Origin of the sequence: Paraburkholderia sp. CI2 (genome assembly GCF_014201055.1) — a bacterium.
GTDB classification, from domain to species: domain Bacteria; phylum Pseudomonadota; class Gammaproteobacteria; order Burkholderiales; family Burkholderiaceae; genus Paraburkholderia; species Paraburkholderia tuberum.
On sequence record NZ_JACHDL010000017.1, the window covers coordinates 82939 to 106847 of the forward strand.

General features: G+C 60.8%; 27 protein-coding genes and 3 tRNA genes. 14 read left to right on the forward strand and 16 right to left on the reverse strand.

Going from position 1 to position 23909, the window contains the following annotated elements; genetic code table 11:
- Positions 1–4: 4 nt before the first annotated feature.
- The 3 genes from HDG32_RS22560 to HDG32_RS22570 all read left to right on the forward strand — a co-directional run bounded on the left by HDG32_RS22560 (position 5) and on the right by HDG32_RS22570 (position 1709).
- Complete coding sequence (locus HDG32_RS22560; RefSeq protein WP_090801406.1) at positions 5–457, forward strand: HigA family addiction module antitoxin; 453 nt, start codon at positions 5–7, stop codon at positions 455–457.
- Positions 458–542: 85 nt separating this feature from the next.
- Positions 543–1559, forward strand: a complete 1017-nt coding sequence (locus HDG32_RS22565) for a class 1 fructose-bisphosphatase (protein ID WP_184070807.1) — start codon at positions 543–545, stop codon at positions 1557–1559.
- 74 nt (positions 1560–1633) lie between these two features.
- A tRNA-Thr gene (locus tag HDG32_RS22570) sits at positions 1634–1709 on the forward strand.
- A gap of 362 nt (positions 1710–2071) precedes the next feature.
- On the opposite strand, the gene HDG32_RS36605 is transcribed toward HDG32_RS22570, so the two are convergent.
- The 7 genes from HDG32_RS36605 to HDG32_RS22600 all read right to left on the reverse strand — a co-directional run bounded on the left by HDG32_RS36605 (position 2072) and on the right by HDG32_RS22600 (position 7302).
- Positions 2072–2335: a hypothetical protein gene (locus HDG32_RS36605; RefSeq protein WP_409340048.1), complete on the reverse strand. Its 264-nt coding sequence runs from the start codon at positions 2333–2335 to the stop codon at positions 2072–2074.
- A gap of 104 nt (positions 2336–2439) precedes the next feature.
- The gene (locus HDG32_RS22575; protein WP_184070809.1) at positions 2440–3411 is read right to left on the reverse strand and encodes a Tim44 domain-containing protein; all 972 of its coding nucleotides are present in this window, start codon (positions 3409–3411) and stop codon (positions 2440–2442) included.
- Between the two features lie 126 nt (positions 3412–3537).
- The gene (locus HDG32_RS22580; protein WP_184027342.1) at positions 3538–3894 is read right to left on the reverse strand and encodes an HPF/RaiA family ribosome-associated protein; all 357 of its coding nucleotides are present in this window, start codon (positions 3892–3894) and stop codon (positions 3538–3540) included.
- A gap of 384 nt (positions 3895–4278) precedes the next feature.
- Positions 4279–4584, reverse strand: a complete 306-nt coding sequence (locus tag HDG32_RS22585; protein ID WP_184070811.1) for a DUF4148 domain-containing protein — start codon at positions 4582–4584, stop codon at positions 4279–4281.
- 493 nt (positions 4585–5077) lie between these two features.
- Entirely contained in the window at positions 5078–6337 is a 1260-nt protein-coding gene (locus tag HDG32_RS22590; RefSeq protein ID WP_184070919.1) for a putative Na+/H+ antiporter, read from the reverse strand.
- 82 nt (positions 6338–6419) lie between these two features.
- On the reverse strand, positions 6420–6545 hold the full coding sequence (locus HDG32_RS37275; RefSeq protein ID WP_143037115.1) for a PliI family lysozyme inhibitor of I-type lysozyme: 126 nt from the start codon (positions 6543–6545) through the stop codon (positions 6420–6422).
- Between the two features lie 271 nt (positions 6546–6816).
- Positions 6817–7302 (reverse strand): SgcJ/EcaC family oxidoreductase, encoded by a 486-nt coding sequence (locus HDG32_RS22600; protein ID WP_184070813.1) that lies wholly within the window; start codon positions 7300–7302, stop codon positions 6817–6819.
- 520 nt (positions 7303–7822) lie between these two features.
- Between HDG32_RS22600 and HDG32_RS37280 the strand changes: the two genes are divergently transcribed.
- Positions 7823–8302, forward strand: coding sequence for a nucleotidyltransferase domain-containing protein (locus tag HDG32_RS37280; RefSeq protein ID WP_409340052.1), 480 nt, complete (start codon positions 7823–7825; stop codon positions 8300–8302).
- Positions 8299–8982 (forward strand): ureidoglycolate lyase, encoded by a 684-nt coding sequence (locus tag HDG32_RS22610; protein WP_184070817.1) that lies wholly within the window; start codon positions 8299–8301, stop codon positions 8980–8982. Before HDG32_RS37280 ends, HDG32_RS22610 begins: the two co-directional genes overlap by 4 nt.
- Positions 8983–9124: 142 nt before the next feature.
- Here HDG32_RS22610 and HDG32_RS22615 read toward each other — a convergent pair whose 3' ends face one another.
- Both HDG32_RS22615 and HDG32_RS22620 read right to left on the reverse strand, forming a co-directional pair.
- On the reverse strand, positions 9125–10156 hold the full coding sequence (locus tag HDG32_RS22615; protein WP_184070819.1) for an AI-2E family transporter: 1032 nt from the start codon (positions 10154–10156) through the stop codon (positions 9125–9127).
- A gap of 47 nt (positions 10157–10203) precedes the next feature.
- Positions 10204–10803 (reverse strand): DedA family protein, encoded by a 600-nt coding sequence (locus HDG32_RS22620; protein WP_260336558.1) that lies wholly within the window; start codon positions 10801–10803, stop codon positions 10204–10206.
- Positions 10804–10809: 6 nt separating this feature from the next.
- Here HDG32_RS22620 and HDG32_RS37285 point away from each other — a divergent pair, with 6 nt between their 5' ends.
- From HDG32_RS37285 to HDG32_RS22635, 3 genes are all read left to right on the forward strand, one after another.
- A complete protein-coding gene (locus tag HDG32_RS37285; protein ID WP_409340049.1) occupies positions 10810–11085 on the forward strand; it encodes a hypothetical protein in 276 nt (91 codons plus the stop codon).
- Between the two features lie 3 nt (positions 11086–11088).
- On the forward strand, positions 11089–11430 hold the full coding sequence (locus HDG32_RS22630; RefSeq protein ID WP_184070822.1) for a hypothetical protein: 342 nt from the start codon (positions 11089–11091) through the stop codon (positions 11428–11430).
- Between the two features lie 144 nt (positions 11431–11574).
- Positions 11575–12033, forward strand: coding sequence for a hypothetical protein (locus HDG32_RS22635; protein ID WP_184070824.1), 459 nt, complete (start codon positions 11575–11577; stop codon positions 12031–12033).
- A 992-nt stretch (positions 12034–13025) separates the two neighbouring features.
- On the opposite strand, the gene HDG32_RS22640 is transcribed toward HDG32_RS22635, so the two are convergent.
- Both HDG32_RS22640 and HDG32_RS22645 read right to left on the reverse strand, forming a co-directional pair.
- A complete protein-coding gene (locus HDG32_RS22640) occupies positions 13026–13448 on the reverse strand; it encodes an acyltransferase (RefSeq protein WP_184070826.1) in 423 nt (140 codons plus the stop codon).
- A 310-nt stretch (positions 13449–13758) separates the two neighbouring features.
- Positions 13759–14010 carry a hypothetical protein gene (locus tag HDG32_RS22645; RefSeq protein WP_184070827.1) on the reverse strand — a complete coding sequence of 84 codons (252 nt, stop codon included), beginning with the start codon at positions 14008–14010 and terminating at the stop codon, positions 13759–13761.
- A 665-nt stretch (positions 14011–14675) separates the two neighbouring features.
- Here HDG32_RS22645 and HDG32_RS22650 point away from each other — a divergent pair.
- Both HDG32_RS22650 and HDG32_RS22655 read left to right on the forward strand, forming a co-directional pair.
- On the forward strand, positions 14676–14825 hold the full coding sequence (locus HDG32_RS22650) for a hypothetical protein (RefSeq protein WP_018421453.1): 150 nt from the start codon (positions 14676–14678) through the stop codon (positions 14823–14825).
- A 281-nt stretch (positions 14826–15106) separates the two neighbouring features.
- Positions 15107–15703 (forward strand): chorismate mutase, encoded by a 597-nt coding sequence (locus tag HDG32_RS22655; RefSeq protein WP_184070829.1) that lies wholly within the window; start codon positions 15107–15109, stop codon positions 15701–15703.
- 38 nt (positions 15704–15741) lie between these two features.
- On the opposite strand, the gene HDG32_RS22660 is transcribed toward HDG32_RS22655, so the two are convergent.
- Together HDG32_RS22660 and HDG32_RS22665 are read right to left on the reverse strand one after the other, a co-directional pair.
- Positions 15742–16890 (reverse strand): exonuclease domain-containing protein, encoded by a 1149-nt coding sequence (locus tag HDG32_RS22660; protein ID WP_184070831.1) that lies wholly within the window; start codon positions 16888–16890, stop codon positions 15742–15744.
- Positions 16891–17221: 331 nt separating this feature from the next.
- On the reverse strand, positions 17222–17425 hold the full coding sequence (locus tag HDG32_RS22665) for a cold-shock protein (RefSeq protein WP_008921209.1): 204 nt from the start codon (positions 17423–17425) through the stop codon (positions 17222–17224).
- A gap of 391 nt (positions 17426–17816) precedes the next feature.
- Here HDG32_RS22665 and HDG32_RS22670 point away from each other — a divergent pair, with 391 nt between their 5' ends.
- Together HDG32_RS22670 and HDG32_RS22675 are read left to right on the forward strand one after the other, a co-directional pair.
- Positions 17817–18065, forward strand: a complete 249-nt coding sequence (locus HDG32_RS22670) for a hypothetical protein (RefSeq protein ID WP_184070833.1) — start codon at positions 17817–17819, stop codon at positions 18063–18065.
- 525 nt (positions 18066–18590) lie between these two features.
- Positions 18591–19760, forward strand: a complete 1170-nt coding sequence (locus tag HDG32_RS22675) for a porin (RefSeq protein WP_184070835.1) — start codon at positions 18591–18593, stop codon at positions 19758–19760.
- A 134-nt stretch (positions 19761–19894) separates the two neighbouring features.
- Here the strand turns inward: HDG32_RS22675 and greB are convergent, their stop codons facing one another.
- Complete coding sequence (gene greB, locus HDG32_RS22680) at positions 19895–20464, reverse strand: transcription elongation factor GreB (RefSeq protein WP_184023299.1); 570 nt, start codon at positions 20462–20464, stop codon at positions 19895–19897.
- A gap of 123 nt (positions 20465–20587) precedes the next feature.
- Here greB and HDG32_RS22685 point away from each other — a divergent pair.
- A tRNA-Arg gene (locus HDG32_RS22685) sits at positions 20588–20664 on the forward strand.
- A gap of 74 nt (positions 20665–20738) precedes the next feature.
- A tRNA-Arg gene (locus tag HDG32_RS22690) sits at positions 20739–20815 on the forward strand.
- 74 nt (positions 20816–20889) lie between these two features.
- Here HDG32_RS22690 and HDG32_RS22695 read toward each other — a convergent pair.
- Both HDG32_RS22695 and HDG32_RS22700 read right to left on the reverse strand, forming a co-directional pair.
- Entirely contained in the window at positions 20890–21375 is a 486-nt protein-coding gene (locus HDG32_RS22695) for a phage protein NinX family protein (RefSeq protein ID WP_184070837.1), read from the reverse strand.
- Between the two features lie 123 nt (positions 21376–21498).
- Positions 21499–23859, reverse strand: coding sequence for a bifunctional (p)ppGpp synthetase/guanosine-3',5'-bis(diphosphate) 3'-pyrophosphohydrolase (locus tag HDG32_RS22700; RefSeq protein ID WP_090801451.1), 2361 nt, complete (start codon positions 23857–23859; stop codon positions 21499–21501).
- Positions 23860–23909: the final 50 nt, after the last annotated feature.

Genomic DNA, 23909 nt, shown 5'->3' on the forward strand with positions numbered 1-23909 from the left:
CGACATGGTCATCAAACGCTCGGCGCTCAACAGCATCGATTTCTCCGACATCGATACGGGCGCGGCCATTGCCGAGATCCATCCGGGCGAAATTCTGCGCAGCGAGTTCCTCGAGCCGCTCGGCATGTCCGTCAACGCGCTCGCGCTCGCGCTGCGGGTGCCGGCGCCGCGCATCAACGACGTCGTGCGCGGCCGCCGCGCAATCTCCGCCGATACCGCGCTGCGGCTCGAGCGCTACTTCGGCGCCAGCGCGCAGTTCTGGCTCAATCTGCAAATCGCCTACGACCTGCGTGTCGCCACCGCCGCCGCCGGCGAGCAGATCGAACGGGAAATCGAACCGATGCCGCGCGCCGAGCGCCCGAAACTGCCCCGCGTGCCGGCCGGACACGCCCGGGCCGCAGCCCTCGCAGCCAGCGTCAGCGGCACCGTCTCGGCCAAGGCGCGCCGCAAGACCTGAAGCCGGTCGTGCAACCAAAAGCACGGAGCCGACACAAACGAGCGGTTAAAATCCCATCATTCTTCTAGCCTTCCGGAGTACAGCAATGTCTTTGCAACGTCGTACCACTCTCACGAAGTACCTGATCGAGCAGCAGCGCGAAACCAACAACCTGCCCGCCGACCTGCGCCTGCTGATCGAAGTCGTCGCGCGCGCGTGCAAGGCGATCAGCTACCACGTCAGCAAGGGCGCGCTCGGCGATGCGCTCGGCTCGGCGGGCAGCGAAAACGTCCAGGGAGAAGTGCAGAAGAAGCTCGACATCCTCTCGAACGAAATTCTGCTCGAGGCGAACGAATGGGGCGGCAACCTCGCGGGCATGGCCTCCGAGGAAATGGAACAATTCTTCCCGATTCCGGCCAACTATCCGAAGGGCGAATATCTGCTCGTGTTCGATCCGCTCGACGGCTCGTCGAACATCGACGTGAACGTGTCGATCGGTACGATCTTCTCGGTGCTGCGCTGCCCGGACGGCCATCAGGCCACCGAGCAATCGTTCCTGCAGCCGGGCACGCAGCAGGTCGCCGCGGGCTATGCGGTGTACGGCCCGCAAACGGTGCTCGTGCTGACCACCGGTAACGGCGTGAACTGCTTCACGCTCGATCGCGAGCTCGGCTCGTGGGTGCTCACGCAAAGCGACATGCGCATTCCCGTCGAAACGCGCGAGTACGCGATCAACGCGTCGAACGAACGCCACTGGTATCCGCCGGTTCAGCAATACATCGGCGAGCTGAAAGCGGGCAAGGAAGGTTCGCGTCAGGCCGACTTCAACATGCGCTGGATCGCGTCGATGGTCTCCGACGTGCATCGCATCCTGAGTCGCGGCGGCATCTTCATGTACCCGGCCGACAAGCGCACGCCGGACAAGCCGGGCAAGCTGCGTCTGATGTACGAAGCGAATCCGATGGCGTTCATCGTCGAGCAGGCGGGCGGCGCCGCAACCAACGGCGAGAAGCGCATTCTCGACATCCAGCCGAAGAGCCTGCACGAGCGCGTCGCGGTGTTTCTCGGCTCGAAGAACGAGGTCGGTCGCGTGACCCGCTATCACCTCGAAGCGAAGAAGTGATCTCGAAAGAAAAAAATGCCTCAAGGGGCTTGTCAAGGCACTAAAGTAGTCCCTATAATCTCGTTTCTCCTGATGCCGGAATAGCTCAGACGGTAGAGCAGCGCATTCGTAATGCGAAGGTCGGGGGTTCGATTCCTCTTTCCGGCACCATCAAGTTTCAAGCAAAAAGCCCAGTCCTCGCGACTGGGCTTTTTGTTTTCTGGCGTCTGTGTAGGCGCTGTGTAGGCATTTCACGTCAACTAGATGTGTTTTCGGACGGCCAGGTTCTCGAATATTTCACGAACTGTCGGTCGAGCCTAGCCTGGTGCATCTGGCCGAGTTCGACCCTGCTCTGCCGTTTGCTTGTCCGTCGGCTGAATGGCCGCCTTGAGATGGGGATGCGACACGGCGTCCTGCCGGCAGGATCGGGAAATCTGCCAGTGCCGACAAGTGGGGCCAAGCCGATTTCTATCGAGCATGCACGCTGCTCGCCCGAGGCCATCGTTGACGCGTCCGTGCATTGAAGTCATTGATTAATCGGCTGATCCAGTAGTGCAGTAGTGAGCAAACTTTTCTGCGGAGAGCGCGAAACCCTTCTGCCTGGCGAGTTCCCAAGGACGTTCGCATTGGTGCGTGGATTCACACCAGGAATACCCAGCCGATCCAATACAACCATGTGCATCGCGATCTGCACCGACAACGGGTGACGGGCTGCTGGGCGGCGAGGCCGCGCAAGCGCTTAGCAAGCATGTCATCGTGACAGTGGCCCAGCAAAGAGAAAAGTAGTCTCGGCGCATAAAATGAGTCCCAGATTTGTGTGACGTCGGATTTTGGTCTTTTTGCCGTTTCGCTTGTGGGCTAACCGGCAGCGAGCCGCTGCCGGTTCCGACCGCGCTCGATGCTAACGGCCAATCTGCTGTATCCCCGCCAGTCGCCAGGCCGGGTCGCCATGTCCGTGGCCCACGATGTTCCAGACCTCCTCGAACGGCTGCGCCGTCTGCGCGTCCTCGTCTTCCCGCATCTGGCCGTGAAAGCGAAGGCTAACCAGTGTTTCGCTGCCATTGTGTTCCGTGCTCAACAATTCCACGTCCAGCTGCGTGATTTCCGTATGGCTCGGCTGGTTGCCCCGATCTTCCAGGTCCCGCTTGATCACCGCGAACATTTCCGGGGTTGTCAGTTCGAAAAGGTCGCCTTGTTCGTTCTGGTCCCAGGCGCGTTGCAGACGCAGGAACAAGGTCCTGGCCGATGCCAGCAAGACCGCCTGATCGAGCCCGACAGGCAGCCCCGGCCCTGTCGTTGTTTGTGCCGCTGCGGCGGAATTCATCGCTGTGCGCGGCCAGGCACCGAAATTCGTCTCAGGCGCCGCCTGCCCGCTCTGATTCATGAGCCAGGAGCCGTTCATGCGCTGCCCGTTCGCCGCGTCGTGCCCATAAGCGAGATCCGGACGGCGCCGGTTGGCAATGAAGCGGAACAGCATGATGCCGGCGACAATCACGAGGCCGATCACCACTACGTTCGACAGCATCTGGGCCAGCCCTTCACCCAGCCCCAACGACGACATCAGCGCGGCAATGCCGAGTCCTGCGGCCAGGCCGGCGAGCGGGCCCATCCAGCGGTTGGCTGGCTTCGCGGCAGCGGCCGCCGGCGCGGCCTGCTGCGCCGGTTGAGCTTGCTGGCTCCGTTGGCCTTGCCCGGAGGGCGACGCCGTCTGCGACTGGCGGCCGACACTACTACCACCGCCAATACGCTTCGCTTCGGCATGGTTGGATGCGACAGTGCCCGCGACGAGCACTAGCGCCATGGCCAGTACAGCGGTACCGCGCGTCACGACACGCGCAAGGCGTCGCAACTGATTGATTGTGTGCGAATACATAAGAATCTCTTTCGTGTAGGACAGAAACTCGCGAAGGTCGCCCGAACGCGTCTTTCCATCGCGGACCGCAAATAGCGAGCAATACCGCTCGTACGATGCCACCGTAGCCGTGCATGCATGGCTTGCTTAGACGGCATCAGGCTCAGCGCTCCAGGTGCACTCGCGTTGACTCGCGCGGCGCTTCGCGAGGCGCGCCTGGCGCCTGCGGACGATCGAAGAAACGGCACGGGCAAGCGCGAGATCGAGGGCGCCGCGCCAGTCTTTCGCAATCGACGTCACCACGACCGGATTCGCACCGGGCACCTGCACCTGCACCTGGCAACGCTTATCGAGTCCGCGGCGCGGGCCGTTGACGTCGGAGAGATTGACGGTGGCCCGGGAAACCAGCCAGGCCATCCGGCGGAACACAAACTGGGTGCGTTGGCGCGCGAAGCTGCGCAAGCGTGCAGCTTCAATGTCGCAGGACTTGAACAGGACTTGCATGAGACCTCCATCAGAAACAGAAAGAAAAGACGGGTTAGCGAAACAACGACCGCCGGGGCGGAAGCCTGTGTGCTTAGTCGTTGAAACCAGTTTATCGGTTTAACGCACCATTACAATCCCCTTTCACCCAATAAATACTTGTCGCGTCTGCAACGTCACCCCAGTGGGCGCAAAGCAATTACAAACGACAAAACGCCGGAGCGAATGACGAATTCGCGCCGGCGCAAAAATGCAATGAAACGCTAATACTGGAAGGGGATGGAATGCCGGTCTGCGCGGCTGAATGCAGGCCCGGTTGCAGACGATGAAGCGGCGACGATGCCGCTCGCCGGAGCTCACCGGGCCGGGCAGTTGAAAGCGCCCGGCCATCCGGCTGATAGCCCATCAACTTCCTTTGTAGATCGAATGATCCGAGGCCACCTGGGTCGGTGCGCCGGAAGCGGCCGAGCCCGATTTCACGCCACCGTGGCCACTGAGGGCCTGCTGAGCCGCCACGCTTTTCAGCGCGCCCTGGAGGTGCGCCGGGTAGTGCGCGTCACTGTGGTTGCGGTCGTAGCCCGCCTGCTGCAACTGGACCAGTTCCGCGCGCACCTGCTCACGGGTGAGGGGGCCGTTGCTGCTAGCGGATGCCATCGTGGGCAGCGCGAGGACCGAAACGAGTGCGATAACCGGAATGAATGTTTTAGTCATGGTTAATTCTCCAATTTAAATTTCAGAAACAGAAAATACTGGGTTAGCGAAACAACGACCGCCGGGGGCGGAAGCCTGTGTGCTTAGTCGTTGAAGCCAGTTTATCGGTTTAACGCACCATTACAATCACCTTTCACCAAACAGATACTTTCCGCATCTGCAACGTCATCGGGGTGCCTCGCGGCGCAAAGCAATTACAAACGACGAAACGCCGGAGCGAAACGAATTCGCCCCGGCGCAAGAATGCAATGAAACTGTCGCTAATACTGGAAGGGGGATGGAATGCCGGTCTGCGCGGCTAAGTGCAGGCTGCCGTCACGCGCGTTCGTCAGGCCGCTGGCCGCGACCTGCGCAGTCGTGGAGGTCTCGTGCAAAATCCAGGCCGGTGTTGGTTATCGCCGCAAGACGTTATTCATCGTGGCCCGGCGTCCTGCGACTGCGCGCCATCGAATCGCACCCAGTTGGGCGCACTGCCGGACAGCGGTGCGGCAGCCTACAGCAAAAGCAGCGTTGCCGAGACGACGCACGTCGGCACGATGGCAGCGAGCAACAGGCCGAGCAGGCTGACTGACTCATCATGGAATCCCTTGTGCACGATGGCGAGTCCTGCGGGATTCGGCGCGTTGGCGATCACTGTGAGACCGCCTCCAGCCACTGCGCCGGCCAGCAGCATGTACTTCGCCTGGTCCGGAAGGCCCGCGATCAGCGAGCCGAGATAGGTAATCGCCGCGTTGTCCATGATCGCCGTCAGGCCAAGCGCGCCCGCATAAAGTGCGTAAGCATCGAGCGATGCGACGACCGGCTGCAGCCACCATCGCTGCAAACCCCCGAGCACGACCAGGCCTCCGAGAAAGAATGCTACCAGCAGGCTCTCGCGCAACATCAGCGGCGACTGGTACTGCTCGTATGCCTGCGTGAAGCCCAAAAAGAAAAGCAGGAGGCCGATGAAGATAACCGGGTGATGGGCCGACAGCACCACCGCGACGAGAAAGCCGGTGTGTATCAGCGTGACGCCCGTCGGAACGGGAACCGCGGCGGCGGGCGCGTCGTTGCGCTCTGCGTGCTTCGGGAGCTTGCGGTGCATGAATAGCAGCAAGCCTGTTGCGTTGACCAGCACGGCGATGGCGGCCTTCCAGCCGAACTGCGCCGCCATGAACGCGCTGTCCCATCCCCAGGCGGCGGCAACCATCAGCACCGGAGGCGCGGCATAGGCGGTCAGCATGCCGCCGACCGACACGTTGACAAACAGCACCGCGAGCGTGAGATATTTCCAGTGTTCGGCGATCGGCGACCTGAAAAGCCGGTCTCGCAGGATCAGCGCTGCCAGCGTCATTGCGGCCGGCTCCGTGATGAACGAGCCGAGCAACGGAACGAGGGTCAGGGAAAGCCAGATGACGCCTGTTTCCGTCTTGACGGGAAGGACACGCGCGATGTGCGACACGAGCGTCGTGACCGCGTCGAGAATGGGCCGGCTCGCGGCGATCACCATGATCACGAAGACAAACAGGGCTTCGGTGAAGGAGCGCGATTCAGCATAGGCCACCGCCTGCGCCGAACCGGCCAGCGCGACGATAGCCAGACACAGGATCAGGGCCCAGAGGCCGAAGACGACTTCCACTTCGCCGAGAAAGTGAAACAGGCCCGCGTGGTGCGGGTGCCGGTGGGCCAGAACCTCGAAGCGTTTCGCAAGGAGCGTATGGAGCAGGGCCAGTCCGAAGATGACTGTGCCGGCGATTTCAACTGAATGTGGCATGTGTTCGCTTTGAATGGCGATGGAACGGACTCTGGAACGCACGCGGTTAGTGTTGCCGCCGGCCGGATCGCTGGCCTCGCTTTTAGGCAGCTCTCAGCGTAGCCACGACATCGTGCCGCGTATCGGTATCGACGCGGGCAAGCAGCCTGACCGTGTGGAGGCCGATCCTGAGCGCGTCGACTTCGAGAAAGTTTCCGGAGGCCGCCATGAGGTTTGTAGTGCAAATTAATTGTGTCAATCGAGAATTTTGGCGACAGGGCCGAGCGGCGCCTGGAATTCGTTGAACTCAAATTCTTATCGAGGGGCTAGCCGGACTCAATCGCCAGTTGACAGTTTCATTTGATCTATGAGGGTTGGCGGCCGAAATTCCCCTCGATTCTGCGGGTGAAGCATGCGCGGCAGCAATTGGCGTGAGGCGTCTAACACGCTCAGCCATTCACATCTGATCGCCTGGCACGGACCCGTTGTTCAATGGAGTGTTACTCGGGCATCGCCGACGAATGGTGATTGAGGATCTTCCACTCCCCATCGACCTTCTTGTACACGAATGTATAGCGCGCATGCACCTTCTGATGCTTGCCGTTCTTCACCAGGTCGAACGTATAGACGCCCGTGTCCAGCGCCGAATCGTCGCTCAGCAAGCGGATCTCGCGGAGGTTGATCGTACCGTGCGGTTTCAGCTTCAGAAACTTCACGAAATAGTCCTTGATGCTGGCGGGAGTCGTGCGGACTTCATTGGAAACCGTTGGCTCCAGTACGGCATCGGGTGCGTACAGCCTGGCAACGGAGTCGGCGTCGCCCGTTGCGAGCGCCTCATTCCACCGATCGAACAGCGACGCGATTTCAGCTTCGCGCTGATTCGTCGGCGCCACGGCGATTTCGCGATAGACCTGCGGTACGAGGACTTCGCCTGCAAACACGCTAGTGCTGAAAACAACTGCGGCGGCGATCAAAATCTTCTTCATTTTTGCGTTCAATCCATTTAAATGAGAGCCAACGAGGAGTCGGGAAACTACAGCCACCAGGCGCCTTAGGCTACAAGGGAACCTTTCAGGTATCGCCGCCTGCCAACGGCCAGCCAGCTACGTCGTCAGTCGACCTGTCCGGGACGTAGTGTGATATTAAACCCAATCTTGATGCATTCGTCAACTATGACGCCAGGGGAAAGTTTTAGCCTCGTTGTTCGCAAACGCTTCGCGCGAACAGACGCCTGATGACGTTGCAAGCGCGGAAACTCACGCGTCGACGCGCACGACGCAACGCTACGACCAACATTCGAGCGCGATCCAGTTTGAAGAGGTTGAGCGGATTTCTTTATAGAAGTGGACAGATATTCAGCGTCAAATCCACGCCGGACTTCCGCCATTCGATCGTGCAAATCGAATGTCTCTTGAGGGCCGGACGCGGCCGATGTGACAGGCCGCATTCCTCGAAAGGTCGCGAAACAAGCCCTCTACGACATGACAGATCGCGCTTCTCATTCGGATCGCCGCTGCTCTTCGAGAATCGCCTGAATGCGCCGGTGCGGTGGTTGTGGGGTCGTTTGCAAAGGACAGCGCAGACCGTCTCTCTGATATCGACCTGGTAGTCTTTTGTCTGGAAGGCGCAGGACATTCGTTACTTCAAACGATAATCAAGCAATTCGCGCCGTCGAAAATTCTTTTCACGTTCGACGGCATGCACGATTTGGACAGAGTGATAGATCGCCTCGCTAATGCGTTCCAGAACGCATTGTTGACAATCCAGCCCGCTGTGTCGAACGACCGAAAGGGCCGGGCCCGGACGGTCGACCTGTGTTGCTGCGGTTGCGCCGCAGCATCGCCGCCAACTTCCGTAGCCGCCCCACTTCCGACGTCAGGTCCGGCGTTGTGCCAGTGGCCGTTTCCACGTGGACAAGCGGCGGTCGACCTCTTTGTTCGACCATCGGCGGTCGGTACGTTCTACTCCTGTAGACTGCCGCAATGACCCAAGAAATCGATTACCTCAATCCCAGCCTTCCTTCTGGCCTTCGGCGCGTGTCAATGCCCGTGGTCGATGCGACCCCCACAACGCTTGATGGATTCGGCAGGCTTGTAGCAGACCCGAGCGAGTGTTCGATCGAGATTGTGCAGTGGCCGGCAGTGGGTGCAAGGCCCGTTGACCCTGGAACCGGTGATGAGGCAGGCACGACCGAAGGCACATTTGTGAGCGAATGGCGCGGGGACATTCTGTACGGTCGAAACGAGGCTGTGGGCGGCAACTACATCCTTGCGTACGCAGTGGAGCCTGAAGCAGCCCGTGACGACAACACCAATGTACCGGAGCGCATGTTGCTTTGGCACGCGAACTACCACCCAGACGGTGGACAACTGTTCTTTCCTCTCGACCATCGCCCGTTCTACGTTCCCTTGGCGCTCCCGGGGGACGACATAGCGCCAGAGAAGTTCGTGTGCTTTCGCTTTGATGGACAGCAGGGCCTCTACATCCATCCAAACATCTGGCATGAAGGTGTGTTCACTCTCGAAGGAATCCAGCGGTTCTTTGACAAGCAGGGCGCCGTCCACGCGCGCGTCTCTGTCGACTTTGCCCGCGAGTTTGGTTGTCTCCTCGAGGCACCGATTGCCCGCGACGCCCAACCCCTTCGAGGCGGCGGCCTACAGCTGTAGCGCGAAGGGAACACCCGCTCCCGACGGCGGACATACGTCCTCGGTTCGCCAGTATCGCATCCCTTTATGAGAGTGATGAGGCGCGCGCCACGCGCACGAAGTATCCCTGAAATTAACGGACGTCACCGACAGGCGAACAACGTTAGTCATCGTTCGTCAGGAAAACTGCGAAACGACGTGTCGATTCGAACGTGGAAAACGCAATGACCAGGCCGACGGTGATCGGCACTGCGAGGAAGGCGCCCGCGATGCCCCAGATCGACGACCACACCGCCAGACTGATCAGGATCACCGCGGGGCTCAGGTTCAGTGAGCCGCCCATCAGCCACGGGTCGAGGAGATGGCCGACCACGAAGTTCGCGAGCGTGAGCGAGATGAACAGCACGATCGCCGCGTTCCACTGGCCGAACTGCAGCGCGACGAGCAGCGTCGGCACCGCGACCGAGATCCACGAGCCCGCATACGGGATAAAGTTCAGTAGGCCGGCCAGCACCGCCCAAAGCTCCGCGAATTCGAGTCCGACGAGCCGCATGCAGATCCAGCTCGCGATGCCAAGGATCGCGCCGAGCAGGGTCTTCATTGCGAGATAGACGCCGATCTTCGAGTTGATCTCGTCGATTACCGACACGATCCGCGTCGAGTCGCCCGCGAAGTTCACGAGCTTGCGGCGGTATTTCGCGTGCTCGATGAGAAAGAACGTCGCATAAAGCAGCACGACGATGATCGCCGCGAGCAGCGACGACACCGACGACAGCGTGGCGGTTATGATCGCCTGCACGTTGACGCTCGCTAACAGGTCGCGGCGGATCGCAGCCCAGTTGGCCTCCGTTTCGATGTGCAGCAGCGCGGCGAACTTCGTAAACAGTACGAGCAGCGTCGCCTCGTACTTCGGCGCGACGGCCATCAGCCGGTCCCTGTCGGACAGCAGCAGGTCGACCGACAGGTAGACCGTGAAGAGCATCAGCGTCGCAGCGATCGCGTGGCGCAGGCCGTCCCGCAGGCGTGCACCGAGGTAGGGAATGCGGCGCAGCAGGTTGGCGAGACCGAAGACCACGTACGTCGCGATGATGCCGAACGCAATTGGCACCAGCACGGGGCGGCCGACATACAGTCCCCACCCGAGCAGTGTGGCGAGCACGGCCGCACATGTGCATTTCAGCAGACCCGGGTTCATGCGTTTCCTCGCGAGCAGCGCTGCCTGGCGGGTTGTGGGCCGCCGCGTCAGTCGCAGCGGGACTTTTCGTCGGGTAGCGTCGGGTCGGTGGTGTGGCGCTTGCGCCGTCCTCGCCACAGCAGGCTGACGACGAGCGCGACGACACCCGCGCCGATCACGATCGCCATCGCAGCCGGCAGGTGCGAGCGGACCCACGGCACGTTGCCGAAAAAATACCCGGGACCCGCAAGTGAGCATATCCAGATCACCGCGCCGCCGGTCGCGAAGCGCACGAAGCGGCGAAACGGCATCTTCGTCGCGCCGGCGAGCGCGGGCGCGACCGCCCGGACGATTGCGATGAACGGAGAGTACAGCAGCAGCGCGGCGCCGTGACGTACGTAGAGCGCGCGCGTTCGCGCAGTCACCTTGTCGATCCAGCCGCTGCGCTTCGGGTTCCATACCGACGCGACGGCACGTGCCAGCGCATAGTTGAACACTTTTCCTGCAACCGCGGCCCCGACCAGCAACGGCGCGAGCCACACAGGCTGCAGCACGCCGACGGCAGCGAGCGCGCCGGACAGGAACAGGAGCATGTCCGCGGGCAGAATGACGAGCGGCAGTACGCCGACACTGCAGAAGACGATCGCCCCGAGGATTGCGTAGGCCAACGGCCCATGCTGGACCAGCAGCGCTTCGAGGTCCTGGTCCAGTTGCAAGACGAATTGCACGAACGTGGCCATGTGTGCCGGCTACGTGTCCGTTGGTGGAGGGGGAAGTATAGCGGCAAGCGCGCAGCAGTCCCGCGCTTCGGCGAAGCGATCTACAACTCGCTGGCCGAACCGAGACAACTGATGGTGGTGAAGGCGGCTGAACATAACGACTGGATGGGCCGCGTCGACGAAACCTGGTGGCGGGAGGCGATCGGCTTCCTGCTCACGCCTTCGCATTGAAATATGAAAGCACGCTCCGTCCCGTCGAGCTGGAAACGCTTCTATGTCCTCGATGCGAAGAGCAGGCCTGTCGAGGTGTTCGACCGCGGCGAGTGGTCGCGCTGGATGACTGAGAACGAACTGATCTTCCGCCGCACGCTGCTGGACGAATCCGGCGTGACGGTCACGACCCGCTTCCGCGGTGTGTCCGAACCGAAAACCGGGGAGGTTTCGCTATTCGTGACGCGCATCGCCGGAATGGAAGCGCGAGACAACACGAGCTACGGAGCACGTATGCTCGATGAGGCGCTGGAGCAGCATGAGCGCATCGTGCAGAAAATCCTCCGGATGCTGACCGCGCGGTGATCGCCACAGCGCGACGATTCTCCGCGAGACGCAAATGCCACAGAAGGCGCAAGGGCGTGTAGATTAGGATCTTGTTGCGACCCGCCACTGTGTCTTCGAATCGGTCGCCATCCGAACCAGTCCTGAAGTTGCACAGGAGCCGGCATGAACACGAAGCACAGCAAGAAAGGTCATCTCGAAGCCGCGGCGTCACACCACGAGCAGGCCGCGCGACATCACCGCGAGGCGTCGCGGCATTTCGATGACGGTCAAGACTTTGCCCACGCCGCACATCAGGCGATGATGGCCCATGGCCATACGTTGCATGCGATCGATCAGGCACACGACGCTGGCGCGCACAGCGCCAATACGCCATCAATAACGCCTCCATCGACCGGCTCAGGCGCAAGTGCCGCGGACGTGGCAAAACATCATGCGGCGGCCGTGGAGCTTCACACGCAGGCGGCGCAGCATATGCGCCACGCCGTCAAGCTCTTCGATCAGGATCGTAGCGCGGCCTCCCACGACGCACAGCTAGCGCTCTCCCTTGCACTGCGCGCTTTGTCCCTTGGCAACGAAGCAGCCAGACTATTTGTCAAGCTCGCTGCCAGTGGTGCATCGTGAGTTAAGGCCGGTTGAATTCAAGCCAGTCACAACTTATTTGGTGGAGTATTCGGAGTGGTGCGGTATCCGCTTATGCCGATTCTTGAGCGCACCGAAAGCTGAATCGCTTTCTGCACGGCATGCACGCCGTACAGCACCAGGTTGTCGCGCGGATCTACGGTCGTGGGCCTGCCGCAAAGATCCGCGCATTGATAGGTATGGCGCAATCCAGCGCGCCACTCGCGACTAGGCCTTTCGCTCCACTCAGGTGAAGCCGGTAAGGAAAGGTGCTCAACCCGCGTAGCGCTGAAACTGGCTCGTTCAACTACACTTCGTCGCCTGAGCGGACGGGCAAGGAGGAACGCGCTGGTCATCTGGGAACGAGCTGTAGATGCGGTGCTGTACGCGCTTAAACCGAGACCGCTAAAAGAGCCGCTGATGGATGTTGGATTCGCTCGTTGACAATGAGCTCAGGACTCAACTCTTGTTTGTTGAACGACCCAAACTGGGCCGAAACCAGAAGTTCCTCTCCCTGCTCGCGCGAGGCCACGCAAGTACTAGCGCATGGTATGCGTGACGTGGAAATAGATTTCAGGCGCCTCATCGCGCCCCGTCCTGCGCTTCGCTGTCCGACGCATCATTGCACGCATATGCGACCCACGTACGAGATTTGCCGAAACCGCCGCATTGGAATCGCGGAGCACAGTGGCCAGTTCGTGCGCAAATACGCGTTGAAACACCGCCAGCGCTCCTTCATTTCCTCTACCACCCGTTGCGAATAGCCAGCGAGCGAGTCACGACAACCATTTGCGGTATCGCGCTCGAACAACTCATCCGCTATCCGCTGCGCCGCCGTTTGCCAGTTATCCCGATTCGCCGGTTCACCAGCCTCGGTGGGTAGTTTCGCATCGCACGCTGGGAGCGCCATTTCGTCGGGCAAGTCATCCCAGATGTCCCGCGCCACGCCTGCAACACGATCCGTAGCACACCGAAAGTCACGCGCGACAGCCGGCTCAGCGCTCTCGCGCACCGCGAAAACAGAAACAGAACGGCAAACCATTCGGCGCTGATCGACCACGACACGAAGTTCCAGCTCGCTTCGCGACGAAACATCGGCCGACGAACACCAGAAACGTCACCAGATACAGCGGATACACGCGCGCAAACCGCTTGACGATAAACGATCGATAGTCGACCCAGCCGAACGCGGTCGCTCGCGAAGGAAGATACGTATAGGCAAGGATGAAGCCGCGCAGCATGAAAAAGATGTCAACACCCCAGACCCGGTTATCGATGAGTTGCACAATGCCCCGTGGCAGCCCCCTTCGTTGTCGGCAAAGTGATGAACGACGGCGAGCAACGCCGCGAACGCACGCAGCCCAGTCAGGCCGTAGATCTTTCGCATTGAATTGCCCGGCGATCACGCAAGTGAGCACGACGCAGCGCCAGGTAAAAGAGGTGCGGCCACGCGATGCGCGGCTCCCAGCGGCAAATAGTGTAGATGCAACGATGTTGCGAGACAGGCCTACCCTCCTCGCGCAGCCGGCCTTCGGTATCGGCTGTTTGCAGACTGATGCGGGTGTGGTTGCCGATTCGCCCGACAACGGGTGAGAGGCCGACGGCAGCACGGCAATTGCATCGTATAAGTTCGCCGCAACGCGGTGTGTGCGCTAACACCCCACTTGATCGGTAAGGTCTCGAGGGTGCGCCGACGAGTCGCTTCGGGCCTGATACAGCCGTTTGCGGTCAGCGTTGCGCCGCGTCCGGCGCGATGTCGCGGCGCAACGCATGGCCAGCCTGGTCGGGAACGTGGAGCGGGTCGTACGACCGTGGCATCGCGAGGTTGCGCGCAACGACGGTATCGGCCTGTGCGCTCGGCTGCTGGCGTGGCACGCCGTATGCGGCTATCGCTTGCGCGGGTGCCGACGCGAACCACAAGATCCTGCCGGCGCATTCGATGCCAACCTGACGTCCGTTCCAGTAGACAGCGTTTTCCATCGCGACCTCTCCCCGAACATGAAGAACGTCATCATCCGCGCTGCGCCTCGCGTGTCCGTCTGCCAGCGCACGTCGAGCCATCAGTAGTCGCTTCAATCATAGGTGGCCCGGTGCGCTGCGCATGACTTGTCACCAAATGAGGTCCTTTTGTCACAGCAATGCGGGAATGAGTTTGCCAACTCCGGTCAGTCAGTTGATTAACGACCAAATCTTTAAATAGTGTTTTGCGCGGTCAACGCGATGGGGAATGGGTCGTTTACCAAGAATTAGACTGCGAGTTATGCAATCGGCAAATTGCGTCCGTTCAGTTCAGGAAAAGCGAAAAACCTGTCGATGCGGCAATGCACAAGTTTGTCACGTTTTAGTCATGCGACAACGTTAGATGCAGCGCGGCGACAATATCGATCGGTCGTGCTGAAGCCTACGCTGGACAAGGCTCAGAGGGACTGGCAGAAGGAGCGGGAAGGAGATGATTTCGCGCTGGCAATTAAGCGGATCAAGCAGACCGCGAAACGCAGGCAATAGTCAGACGATAAATTTTATTCAATCCCTCCGCTGGTGTGTCGGCTTGTGCCGTTAAAGCAACAGAGTGTGTATGACTCGCATCGGACACTGGTGCGATGCAGGGAACGAGGCCGATAATCGATTCGCAAAGGAGAAAGATCATGGATGCCAAACCACCGAAGATTCCGACCCCGGACAAAGTTCTTTACCCGGATCCGGAACCTGTGGCCGTCGAGTTTTTGGGAGCCGAGCTGCCCGAGCATGTTCGCGCTTTCTTTGACGAACAACGCAAGTCGTGCGATCCGAAGTAACGGACCCCTGGCGCGGTGCAGCATTCGCGCTCGCTGATTTCACGTGCGGCGAATACTCGCGCCCTCATTACGCGTCCGACATCTCCGTCATGACGTTGGATCAGCTCGCCTGAGCACAGCAGTTGCACGGGGCCACGCGGCTCGAGCGCCTTCATACGCGCGTCCTTCTCTCGCCCACTTCGCCCCGACGATCCGTGTGAATCGACCCGGTGCTCGCAGGTTGCGGCGCATCATTTATTCTTCTGTTTTTCCGTCAACGGCCGCCCGGCCACGTCCGCCTCATGAATCATTTGCATCGCTTCGGCGCGTCATGCGCGCTCGTCATCGCCGCCGCCTTCGCCTTCTCGCCCGTCCCCGCCCTCGCCGACGGCGACGACACCGCGCTCACGAGCCTGATCGCGCTGGTTTCGCAGCGCCTTGCACTCGCGGAACCGGTCGCACGCTGGAAGTGGGCGAACCACCGGCCGATCACCGATACGCCGCGTGAAAACGCGCTGCTCGCCGAGGTGGAAAAGCGCGCCGCGGCGGCAAACGTCGACCCGGCGTTCGCCCGCGCGTTCTTCCAGGATCAGATCGATGCGAGCAAAGACGTGCAGAACGCGCTCTTCGCGAACTGGCGTCGCACCCAGCCACCGCAAGGTCCCGCACCCGATCTCGCAACCAGCACCCGACCGCAGCTCGACAAGCTGACACAGTCGTTGATGGCGAGTCTGGCGCGCGTGCAGCCGCTGCGCGCGGCGGACGATTGCCCGTCGCGGGTCGCGCAATCGCTGGCTAACTGGAAGGCGCTGACGCGCTATGACTCTGCGCATTCGAGCGCGTTGACGCACGCACTAGGTCACGTGTGCGAGACGGGCGGAGTCGGCGCCACCGGCTGATTCCGGTAACGCCACGGCGCGCGCACGTCGCATAAGCGTCACGCGACGATGCTCGACTCAGGGCTGTCACGCGACACGCTCAACGGCGTCACGCGCAGGCCTCGCGCCAGATGGCTTTGCAGGATACGGTACGTCGAGAGTTCGAACGACCCAGCCAGCGTCGACGCATGCAGCTGCGCCGCCGCGACGAGCGACGGCGCGTGTCCGAGGTAGCGCCAGCGATCGACCACGTGGAAGATACCCTGCGCGTCCTCACGCTCCTCGAACACGATGGGCCCCTCGAACGGCCACGGCGCGTTCGCGGGATCGCTCTTCGTCACGCGCGGCAAGCGGTTGTGGCCCGGCCGCAGCGTTGCGATCCACTGCGCCTCCGCGAGCATCGCGCCGAGTTCGCCGCCAGTCGCGTGCCATTCGACGCGTCGCACGAGCTGCGCTAGCCGCATATCCTTCGACGAACGCCGCTCGCCAGTCAGATGCGAGCGCAGCCGCTGACGCACGCGCACGCTGCGACCGACATACAGCGGCGCATCGTCTTCGCCATAAAACGCATACACGCCACAGCCAGCCGGCGCGGTGTCGAGCAAATCCTCGGTGATGTCGCCGGCGAGCCGGTAGCGACGCGTCGTGCGCTCGATCTGCGCGCGCAGCGCTTCCAGCGGCACGAGCGTCGGCAGACACTGCCAGAACTGCCAGATCAGATCGGCGTCGGCGAGCGCGCGGTGGCGGTCGGACGGCACCAGCGCATGGCGTTCGACCAGCGCATCGAGACCGTGGCGCTTTTCGCCGGGAAACAGCGCGCGCGACAGCCGCACCGTGCACAGCACGTCCGGATCGAACGCGATTCCCGCGCGACGAAATTCGCTGCGTAAAAATCCGCGATCGAAACTCGCGTTGTGCGCGACGAACAGTTTGCCGTTCAAACGCTCGAACAATGCGGGCGCGATCGACTCGAACGTCGGTGCGCCGCGCACCATGTCGTTCGTGATGCCGGTCAGCTGTTGGATGAACGACGGAATCGGCTGCTGCGGGTCGATCAGGCTGCTCCAGCGCGAGACGCCAGCCAGCCCGACTTCGACGACGCCAACCTCAGTAATGCGGTGCTCGCTCGTGGAGCCGCCGGTCGTTTCGAGATCTACGAAAACGATGGGTGCATCGAGCGCCGGTTCCGGCGAAAGCAGTTCAGACATGGGACAAGGGATTCGGGCGCATGAATTTGCGGCAAGTATGCACCAGTTGGACGTTGCGCATCCAGACAGCGCCGCGTGCGCAGCTGGAAACTGCGTCCGCACGGGCCGTCGATTTTGCGCTGAAATCCCGCAGACGCTTAAACCAGACCATTAATCCAGACGTAGTCAATTCGTTTCGATGGATTATCTTCCGACAATAATGCGTATTGTTGAACCACGCAGTTACCGAAGATCCGACCTCGGAGACATCTAGATAAAAATAAAAACCCTCGCGCGACGGCGAGGGTTTTTCGCTCCCGACTGGGTGGGCGGCGCGCCCAGCCCAGCGCATTTACAGCGGCTGAATGTTGGCCGCCTGCTTGCCCTTCGGGCTGGTCTTGATTTCAAAAGACACGCGCTGATTTTCCTTCAACGACTTGAAGCCCTCGCTGCGGATCTCCGAAAAGTGCGCGAACAGATCCTCGCCACCCGCGTCCGACGTGATGAAGCCAAAACCCTTAGCATCGTTGAACCATTTGACGACACCAGTTTCCATTTCCTGTTTTCCCTCTGTGATTAATCCAAAGCGGGCGTTGCCCTCGAATCGATCTAACCCCGATTCAGTTGCCTATATCTGATCAGGACAGAAACAGCCAATCAAATTCGGCTTTGCCGTTATACGGGGAACAGAGAATGACCGTCAAGTAAACTTTTCATATGCGTTTAGCGTATAAAAAGATAAGACTTCAAACTACACGGATATAGGTCGGCGCGTCGAATTTACCTGAACGAAAATAATCCGAGTCCGCAAACGGAAAAATTTGCGAAAATATGCAACACGAATGTAACAAAGTCTATCTTTGCGTAAGTGTTTGTCCGACTTGTTGCGGCGCCGCCCCACTCGCATGATGCAAGTCAGTTGTAGCGATGCGCTTCAGGAGGTTGCCATGCTGTCCAAGGAAATTCACCGTCTCTTCACCTGGCTCACTCATTCGCACGCAAAGGTCATATCAGACCAGCCCGCACAGACTGGGGATTCATGCACCGTTTTCGACTTCGATCCGATGTGGCACGGAGACCACTGGCAGAACCTGCTCTCCTCGCCAATGGATGCGCGCCGTTATGTGATGGAAGACTGGAGCGTGCCCGCGCAGGCGGACTGGGACGACGCGGAAGGTACTGCGCCCGCTCATTAGAGACATTCGCGAAACTCGTCCGCCATAAAAAAAGCGCGACTGGAAGGTCGCGCTGACAAAGGTTTGGAGATCTTTTTCGTCAACGAAAAAGTCTGCTTCGGAAAGCAGAAATTACAGTATAGCGGTCATATGCAAGTTCGATTATTCACACGATTAACAATCGTCTATTGCGGCAACAACAACAATCGTTTTCCCGCATTTCTGCCCGTTGTTTTTCCGCATCATTCGGTGTCGCGAATCAGCAACGCGCTTTAGGAAAATTCAGACGCCGAATCCGCCCAGTCGCCGCAAAGCCTTGATCCATAAGGCTCGAATGGCGATTAACGATCGTTTCTCCTCGCGTAATACTTTATTGCGAGAATCGGAACGCCAACTCCCGGAAGTGTCTCTCTACACTCTGCCTAATCGGAAACCGGCGCGGATCTGGTCAACGCGCTTCTCACGCGGATTCCGCTTCTCGCAGCGCTCGCGTGAAGGTCTCCCAAGCCAGGGTTTTATACCTCTCTCGCTCTTGGAGTTATATCAATGAAGAAGACACTCATGGTCGCTGCCCTGTCGGGCGTTTTCGTAACGGCAGCGCACGCGCAAAGTAGCGTCACCCTGTATGGCCTGATCGACGCCGGTATCACTTATACGAACAACCAGCATCCGAATCCGAGTAGTAACCAGCACGGCGCCAACGTGGCGATGACGAGCGGCTCGGTGAACGGCAGCCGTTTCGGCCTGCGTGGCGCTGAAGATCTGGGCGGTGGTCTGAAGGCCATCTTCACGTTGGAGAACGGCTTCGGCATCAATGACGGCACGCTCAAGCAGAACAGCCGTCTGTTCGGCCGTCAGGCCTTCGTCGGTCTGTCGAGCGACCAGTTCGGTGCCGTGACCCTCGGCCGTCAATACGACAGCATGGTCGACTACGTCGGCCCGCTGGCACTGACCGGCACGCAGTACGGCGGCACGCAGTTCGCGCACCCGTTCGACAACGACAACTTGAACAACTCGTTCCGTATCAACAATTCGGCCAAATTCCAGAGCGCGAACTACGGCGGCTTCAAGTTTGGCGGCTTGTACGGCTTCTCGAACCAGGCTGCCGGCTTCGCCAACAACCGCGCTTACAGTGCGGGCGCGTCGTATAACTGGGGCGGCCTGAACGTTGCCGCTGCGTACATGCAACTGAACAGCAATGGCGCGAACAGCGCAGCCGCTGCGTTCAACTCGGGTGGCGCGGTGTCGGGCGACAACACGTTCTTCGCTCAGCGTCAGCAAACGTGGGGCGCAGGCGCCAACTACGCGTTCGGCCCGGCAACCGTCGGCCTCGTGTACTCGCAGACGAACCTGCATGGCTTGGCAGGTATCAGCGCGGCCAATTCGGGCATAACGGGCGGCATCGGCTTCCCGACCAACAGCGCTCAGTTCCAGAACTTTGAAGCCAACGCCCGTTACGCGCTGACGCCGGCAATCAGCATCGCTGGCGCGTACACGTACACGCGCGCGAACCTGTCGAGCTCGCACGTGCACTGGAACCAGGTCAACCTGCAAACCGCGTACGCATTGTCCAAGCGTACCGACGTGTATCTGCAAGGCGTGTATCAGGCAGCAAACGAAGACTCGATCGTTAACGCCTACATCAATGGCGTGGGCGGTGCTTCGGGCAACAACAAGCAAGTCGCTGTGACCGCAGGTCTGCGTCACCGCTTCTAAGCACTGCGCAAGGACTGGCAGTAGAGAAGGCGCCGTTCGCGGCGCCTTTTTTTATGTCCGTGCCGACGTGGGTTTTTGCCGCTTTGTGCGCAGGCCTGCGTGCGTGCACGTGAGCCCACGTCCTCGCCAGAGGCCTAGCGGCCGCTATCAGGCAGCGGATACTTGACGTCGAGAATATCGATCGGCTGCGGACCGGCCGGCGTGAACAGCGTGACCGTATCGCCGACTTTAGCCTTCAGCAGCGCACGCGCAATGGGCGAAATCCAGCTCACGTGCCCGATGTCCAGGTCCACCTCGTCGACACCGACGATCGTCACCTGATGCTCTTCGCCGTCCTCGGTCGCATAGTCGACCGTCGCGCCGAAAAACACCTGGTCGACGTTTTCCTGCCGGCTGCTATCGACGACCTCGGCTAGATCGAGCCGCTTGGTCAGAAAACGGATGCGCCGGTCGATTTCCCGCAGACGGCGTTTGCCGTAGATGTAGTCGCCATTCTCCGAGCGGTCGCCGTTCGACGCCGCCCACGACACGAGCTTGACAACCTCGGGCCGCTCGACATCGATCAGATGCAGCAATTCATCACGCATACGCCGATGACCGGCGGGAGTCATGTAGTTTTTGGTGCCGGCGGGCACGTCGGGCTGGGCGATGTCGAGATCGTCATCGTTGTCTTCGCTCGACTCTTTGACAAAGGCCTTGTTCATAATCATCCATTAACAGCAACTAGCAACAATCTCATAAAAGGTTACACGATCGGGCCGGCAACACAAATCGCCGTGATGGGCTTCCGTTTTTCAAATCTGTTGGCTATAATCTCGTTTCTGTGTGCGGCTGTAGCTCAGTTGGATAGAGTACTTGGCTACGAACCAAGGGGTCGTGGGTTCGAATCCTGCCAGCCGCGCCACCTTATTCGAGAGCGCCCTTACAGGGAGCTCTCAGGTTTCATCAGTTTTTACAGTAAGCATCACCGTTTTGCGTGCGGCTGTAGCTCAGTTGGATAGAGTACTTGGCTACGAACCAAGGGGTCGTGGGTTCGAATCCTGCCAGCCGCACCACCTATGAAGGGCCTTCCAACCGGAAGGCCCTTTGTTTTTTCTGGCGCACCATGCCGTGCCCGTGCGCCAGCAACTCATCGCGGCGGCGACTGGATATCCCCAATTTGTCCATCCGGGTGCGGCAAGTCCTCGACGACCTCGCCCACCGTTTGCTCGCTGATCGTCTCGGTCCGCATGCCGGTCAGTGCCTGGCGCTCGAGCAGCACGTCGTCGACGGTATCGCCAAAATGGCTCACGACAAACGCCCGCAGCAAAGCAATGCGCAGCGAGTCGCCCATTCCCTCCGAGGCTCGCTGCCCGCCCTTGAACTCAGCGACGCATACCGCGCCTTTATCGCTCTGCTCGCGCACGTCGAGCCGCATCGCGCGCTCGAGCACAACGGCAGCCGCCTCCCATGACGCGGAAGGCGTGAAACGCCCGTCCCACGGACGACCACGATCGTTGCCGCGGATCGCAACAGTCTCGCCGCTATCGGTAAAGTAGATTTCGCGCACGAAGTCGTGCAGGCTGCGCGCCACCCAGTAATCGAGCGCCACGTCAGCGAGGTCGGACACGTTCATCTGCGTTCCCCCTGGAGTTCAGGTGAGACCTGCCTTGAGTTGTATCCTGAGCCGCCGCACGAAAGATGCCTGACTGGCGAGAAGCGCCAGTCCAAGCCGCGCCGACGCCCAGCCGGAAGCCGTTCAGTAGTCCGCGCGCTCGCGGTCGATGCGCATGCCGCCGTCGTGGCGGTGATGCCCCTCTTCGCTCGGCCGCTCACGCGTGATGCGCATCACATCGGGATTCGTGCGCACGCGCCGCATCACATTGGCCAGATGCACCCGATCGCTGACCTGGATCACGAAGCGCAGAATCGTGGATTCCTGCGACAGATCTTCGTCCATCGCGATATGGACGATGTTCGCGTCCGCCGATGTGATGTCGGCCGCTACGCGGGCGAACACGCCCTTGGTGTTCTTGACCAGTACCTTGACCGCGACATCGAACAACCGCCCCGGCTGCGGTGCCCACGCGACGTCGATCCAGCGGCCCGGATCGCGCCGGTGGATACGCTGCGCGACGCGGCAGTCGGTGGTATGAATCGCCATGCCGAGACCGATGCCGATATAGCCCATGATGTCGTCGCCCGGAATCGGACGGCAACACGCGGACAGCTGCACCGACATGCCCTCGGTACCGGTGATGACGACCGGCGGCGCGTGCGGCGTCGAACCGGACTCGGAGCGCGAGCCGTCGTCGTCGGCGTCGCGCCCGCTCATCAGCACTTCGATGCGCTTGGCCATCACCGCGGCGACCCGCCGGCCGAGACCAATGTCCGCGAAAATTTCCTGACGGTTCTTGTTGCCCGTCCACTGCACGAGCTTTTCCCACGCCTCCGGCGTCACATCCGATAGCGCAAGGCCATAGCCCTTCAACGCCTGATCGACGAGACGCTCGCCGAGCTGCACCGACTCGTTCAGACGCATCGTCTTCAGATAATGACGGATCGCCGAGCGCGCCTTGCCGCTGCGCACGAAGCCGAGCCATGCGGGGTTCGGCTTCGAATACGGCGCCGTGATGACTTCGACGATGTCGCCGCTCTTCAGCTCGGTACGCAACGGCAACAGCTCGTTGTTGATCTTCACCGCGACGCACTGGTTGCCGAGGTCGCTGTGGATCGAGTACGCGAAGTCGAGCGCGGTGGCGCCGCGCGGCAGCGCCATGATCTTCGACTTCGGCGTGAACACGTAGACCGCATCCGGGAACAGGTCGATCTTCACGTGCTCGAGAAATTCGCTCGAATCGCCCGCTTCGCTCTGAATGTCGAGCAGCGACTTCAGCCACTGGTGCGCACGCTTCTGCACGTCGTTCAGATCCGCGCTGCCGTTCTTGTACAGCCAGTGCGCGGCGACGCCCGCCTCGGCGATCTCGTGCATCTTGCGCGTGCGCACCTGAAACTCGATCGGTGCGCCGAACGGGCCGACGAGCGTGGTGTGCAGCGACTGATAGCCGTTCACCTTCGGGATCGCGATGTAATCCTTGAACTTGCCCGGAACAGGCTTGAAAAGCGCATGCAACGCGCCGATGCAGGTATAACACTCGAGCGCGCTCTCGACGACCACGCGAAAACCATACACGTCGAGCACCTGCGAAAACGACAGCTGCTTGTCGCGCATCTTCTTGTAAATGCTGAAGATGGTTTTCTCGCGACCGGTGACTTCGGCGTCGAGCTTCGCGTCCGCAATCGCGCGCTGCACCGATTCGAGAATCTTGCCGACCACCTCGCGACGATTGCCGCGCGCCGCCTTCACGGCTTTTTCGAGTGTCGCGTAACGGTGCGGGTTAAAGTTCGCGAAACTCAGGTCCTGCAGCTCGCGATAGGTATTATTCAGGCCGAGCCGGTGAGCGATCGGCGCGTAAATGTCTAGCGTTTCGCGCGCGACACGGCGACGTTTCTCCGACGGCACCGCGCCGAGCGTGCGCATGTTGTGCAGCCGGTCGGCGAGCTTCACGAGGATCACGCGCACGTCGCGCGCCATCGCGAGCAGCATCTTGCGAAAGTTCTCCGCTTGCGCTTCCTCGCGATTGCGAAACTCCATCTTGTCCAGCTTGGACAACCCGTCGACCAGCTCCGCGACCTTCGCGCCGAAGCGCTCGGCGAGCTCCGCCTTGGTCACGCCCTGGTCTTCCATCACGTCGTGCAGCAGCGCCGCCATGATCGCCTGGGCGTCGAGATTCCAGCCCGCGCAGATTTCCGCGACGGCGACCGGATGCGTGATGTAGGGCTCGCCGCTCTGGCGATACTGGCCGAGGTGGGCTTCGTCGCTGAAGTGGAACGCCGCCTTGATGTCCTTGATCTCTTCCGGCTGCAGATAGCCGGACAGCGCAGACGTCAGATTGGCGATGGAGACGACGTCATGCCGGCGCGGCTGCTCCGGCGTGGCGGTCGGCCCGAACAGATGGCGAAACGATTGCTCGAGGACCGCGTCGATGTACTTGCGTGCAGAGGACGGCGAGTCGGTGTCGTGCTCCGCTTCCGTGGCGGTGGGCGGGGTAGCACTCATGGTCGCCTCCGGTAGCGGTCAGGGTTGGACGCAGTTCTGCACGTTGAGCA

Coding starts and splice junctions, on each gene's coding strand:
- HDG32_RS22560 (WP_090801406.1), top strand. CDS start 5: ATGGTCATCAAACGCTCGGCGCTCAACAGCATCGATTTCTCCGACATC.
- HDG32_RS22565 (WP_184070807.1), top strand. CDS start 543: ATGTCTTTGCAACGTCGTACCACTCTCACGAAGTACCTGATCGAGCAG.
- HDG32_RS36605 (WP_409340048.1), bottom strand. CDS start 2,335: ATGCGCCGAGACTACTTTTCTCTTTGCTGGGCCACTGTCACGATGACA.
- HDG32_RS22575 (WP_184070809.1), bottom strand. CDS start 3,411: ATGTATTCGCACACAATCAATCAGTTGCGACGCCTTGCGCGTGTCGTG.
- HDG32_RS22580 (WP_184027342.1), bottom strand. CDS start 3,894: ATGCAAGTCCTGTTCAAGTCCTGCGACATTGAAGCTGCACGCTTGCGC.
- HDG32_RS22585 (WP_184070811.1), bottom strand. CDS start 4,584: ATGACTAAAACATTCATTCCGGTTATCGCACTCGTTTCGGTCCTCGCG.
- HDG32_RS22590 (WP_184070919.1), bottom strand. CDS start 6,337: ATGCCACATTCAGTTGAAATCGCCGGCACAGTCATCTTCGGACTGGCC.
- HDG32_RS37275 (WP_143037115.1), bottom strand. CDS start 6,545: ATGGCGGCCTCCGGAAACTTTCTCGAAGTCGACGCGCTCAGGATCGGC.
- HDG32_RS22600 (WP_184070813.1), bottom strand. CDS start 7,302: ATGAAGAAGATTTTGATCGCCGCCGCAGTTGTTTTCAGCACTAGCGTG.
- HDG32_RS22610 (WP_184070817.1), top strand. CDS start 8,299: ATGACCCAAGAAATCGATTACCTCAATCCCAGCCTTCCTTCTGGCCTT.
- HDG32_RS22615 (WP_184070819.1), bottom strand. CDS start 10,156: ATGAACCCGGGTCTGCTGAAATGCACATGTGCGGCCGTGCTCGCCACA.
- HDG32_RS37285 (WP_409340049.1), top strand. CDS start 10,810: ATGCTGGACCAGCAGCGCTTCGAGGTCCTGGTCCAGTTGCAAGACGAA.
- HDG32_RS22630 (WP_184070822.1), top strand. CDS start 11,089: ATGAAAGCACGCTCCGTCCCGTCGAGCTGGAAACGCTTCTATGTCCTC.
- HDG32_RS22635 (WP_184070824.1), top strand. CDS start 11,575: ATGAACACGAAGCACAGCAAGAAAGGTCATCTCGAAGCCGCGGCGTCA.
- HDG32_RS22645 (WP_184070827.1), bottom strand. CDS start 14,010: ATGGAAAACGCTGTCTACTGGAACGGACGTCAGGTTGGCATCGAATGC.
- HDG32_RS22650 (WP_018421453.1), top strand. CDS start 14,676: ATGGATGCCAAACCACCGAAGATTCCGACCCCGGACAAAGTTCTTTAC.
- HDG32_RS22655 (WP_184070829.1), top strand. CDS start 15,107: ATGAATCATTTGCATCGCTTCGGCGCGTCATGCGCGCTCGTCATCGCC.
- HDG32_RS22660 (WP_184070831.1), bottom strand. CDS start 16,890: ATGTCTGAACTGCTTTCGCCGGAACCGGCGCTCGATGCACCCATCGTT.
- HDG32_RS22665 (WP_008921209.1), bottom strand. CDS start 17,425: ATGGAAACTGGTGTCGTCAAATGGTTCAACGATGCTAAGGGTTTTGGC.
- HDG32_RS22670 (WP_184070833.1), top strand. CDS start 17,817: ATGCTGTCCAAGGAAATTCACCGTCTCTTCACCTGGCTCACTCATTCG.
- HDG32_RS22675 (WP_184070835.1), top strand. CDS start 18,591: ATGAAGAAGACACTCATGGTCGCTGCCCTGTCGGGCGTTTTCGTAACG.
- greB (WP_184023299.1), bottom strand. CDS start 20,464: ATGAACAAGGCCTTTGTCAAAGAGTCGAGCGAAGACAACGATGACGAT.
- HDG32_RS22695 (WP_184070837.1), bottom strand. CDS start 21,375: ATGAACGTGTCCGACCTCGCTGACGTGGCGCTCGATTACTGGGTGGCG.
- HDG32_RS22700 (WP_090801451.1), bottom strand. CDS start 23,859: ATGAGTGCTACCCCGCCCACCGCCACGGAAGCGGAGCACGACACCGAC.